The organism is Pseudomonas brassicae (assembly GCF_010671725.1).
In the GTDB taxonomy this organism is placed as follows: Bacteria; Pseudomonadota; Gammaproteobacteria; order Pseudomonadales; family Pseudomonadaceae; genus Aquipseudomonas; species Aquipseudomonas brassicae.
Genome location: NZ_JAAHBU010000403.1, coordinates 1 through 2,428, shown reverse-complemented (window position 1 = coordinate 2,428; position 2,428 = coordinate 1). Strand labels below are relative to the sequence as shown.

2 pseudogenes are annotated in these 2,428 nt (G+C 68.9%); one reads left to right on the top strand and one right to left on the bottom strand.

Annotation, left to right across the window (positions count from 1 at the left end):
* Positions 1-77 precede the first annotated feature (77 nt).
* Positions 78-1,943 (bottom strand): annotated as a pseudogene (locus G3436_RS22825) (sigma-54-dependent Fis family transcriptional regulator).
* A 268-nt stretch (positions 1,944-2,211) separates the two neighbouring features.
* On the opposite strand from G3436_RS22825, the pseudogene G3436_RS22820 reads away from it, so the two are divergent.
* Positions 2,212-2,428, top strand: a pseudogene (locus tag G3436_RS22820) (ATP-NAD kinase); the annotation flags it as partial.

The following is a 2,428-nucleotide window of genomic DNA, read 5'->3' as shown; positions in this document are numbered from 1 at the left end:
CCCCCACATGAACAATGCAGCCCCTGAGGACGGCGCACTACCTGTGGGAGCTGGCTTGCCAGCGAAAGCGCCACCGCCTATCTACTGCCCATGCGCGGCATCTCGATACCGTGCTCATGCACCCGCCGGTACAGCGTGGCCCGCGAAATCCCCAGCGCTTGGCCGCCTCCCCGGGCTTCCAGCGATGGCGCATCAGCGCGTCCAGCAACACCTGGCGCTGCAGGCTCACACGCCCCTGCACCTCGCCCTGCACCTGCGCCCCGCGCACATCCGCCGGCAAGTCCTGCACCTGCACCGCCGCGCCGCTGCACACCGCACAGGCATAGCGCAGCACCTGGCGCAACTGCCGCAGGTTACCCGGCCAGCGGTAGGCCAGCAGGCACTCCAGCGCCGCCGCACTCAACCCCACCTGCACGCCGCAACCGGCCGCCTCCTCGGCCAGCAACCGATTGATCAGCGCCAGCCGATCGCTGCGCTCGCGCAGCGGCGGCAGCTCGAAACGCGCATTGGCCAGACGAAAATACAGGTCCTCGCGAAAACGCCCCTCGGCCACCTGCGCCACCAGGTCGCGGTGCGTGGCACAGATCACCTGGATATCCACACGCTCACGCCGCGCCGCGCCCCAGCGGCGCCACCTCGCCCTCGGCCAGCACCCGCAGCAGGCGTGTCTGCAAGGCCAGCGGCATGTCGCCGATCTCGTCGAGAAACAGCGTACCGCCATCGGCCTGCTGCAACAGCCCACGCATGCCTTTGCTCGAAGCCCCGGTGAACGCCCCGGCGACGTAGCCGAACAGTTCGCTCTCGATCAGGCTCTCGGGGATCGCCGCACAGTTCAAGGCCACGAACGGTTTGCCCGCCCGCGCGCTGCGCTCATGCAACTGGCGCGCGAACACTTCCTTGCCCGCGCCGGTCTCGCCCTGCACCAGCACCGCCAGGTTGCAGTCCTTGACCCGCACCGCCAGGCGCAGGCTCTCCTCCACTCGCCCGTCCACGCCGCTCGGCAGAGGTGTGGCGCGTGCGGGACGTTGCGGCGAACTGACCCGCACATGCAGTGCCGCGTCATCGCCGCTCCAGCTCAGACGCTGCGCCGACTCGTCGGTGACCGCGCGCAACTGGTCCAGGTCGAACAGCTGGCCAATGTGCGCCGGCAACTGGCCATAGCGGCTGATCAGCGCCGAACGTGCCAGGCTGTTGAGCGCCTGCAGGCGCCCGTCGGCATCCCAGGCCAGCAGAAAGTCCGGCTGGCTGTCGACGTAGCCCGGCGCACTGTGCGCGCGCAGCACCCAGTGCGCCTGGGCGTTGTGCATGAAGAAGGCATTCTCGATCTCGCGGGCGGTCTGCACCACCAACTGCCGAATCAGGTGCTGGCTGCGGCGCTCGTCCGGCGATTGCAGGGCCGACACGTCCACCACGCCCAGCAGCTCGCCCTGCGGGTCGAACACTGGCGCCGCCGAACAGGTCAGGCCGATGAAGGCCGCGCGAAAGTGGTCGCGCTTGTGCACCGTGACCGGCACCCTGCTGGTCAGCACCGCCGCCACCCCACAGGTGCCCTCCTCGCCTTCCGACCAGCAGGTGCCCAGGTACAGGCCGGCCTTGCGACAGTCGTTGCGCAGGGTCGAGTCGACGCGGTAATCGATGGTGCGCCCCAGCGCGTCGGTCAACAGCACGCAGTAGTCGGCCCCGCGTACCCGCTCGTGCAAGCGCGCCACCGCATCGCTGGCAATGCGCATGAACAGGTCGGCGCGCTCACGGCATTCGTTGAGCAGGGTTTGCGAGAGGATACGCGGCCCTTGCTGCGAGGACGGGTCGAGGCGGTGCTGCTCCATGGAACGGCGCCAGGAGTCGAGAATCAACGGCGGCACCGGCACCTGCGGCAGGCGGTCGGCGTTTTTCAGCACACGACTGACACAGTCGACGTGGGCTCTGGAGTTCGCGGCAAGCATGGGGCCTCCGGTTCTCATTGTTCTTGTCGTTATGCGGCCCATTAAGCGCCGATTGCCCGCCCGGACAAGCACCGCCGGGGTAACCCGTGCGGTGAGACGCAGCGTCTCGGCGTCTCGGCGCAGCGCTGGCGAAACTGCGACCGAGCGTCTAGGCGCACCGCCTCGAAACCCCGCACGCACACCCCGGCGAAGGCTCTGCACCGCAGCTTTTGCCCAGTCTGGCACCACCCTTGCTCAAGCCCTGGCACACAAGAACCAGAGGTGCGCCATGAGCCATCCCGCCCCCACCGTGGGCATCATCGTCAACCCGGCCTCGGGCCGCGACCTGCGTCGGCTCACCGCCAGCGCCGGGCTGTATTCGAGCACCGACAAGGCCTGCGCGGTGCAGCGCCTGCTGGCGGCCTTCGCCGCCACCGGCATCCAGCACGTGCTGCTGCCACCGGACATGACCGGCATCGCCGCCGCCGTGCTCAAGGCCAGCAATG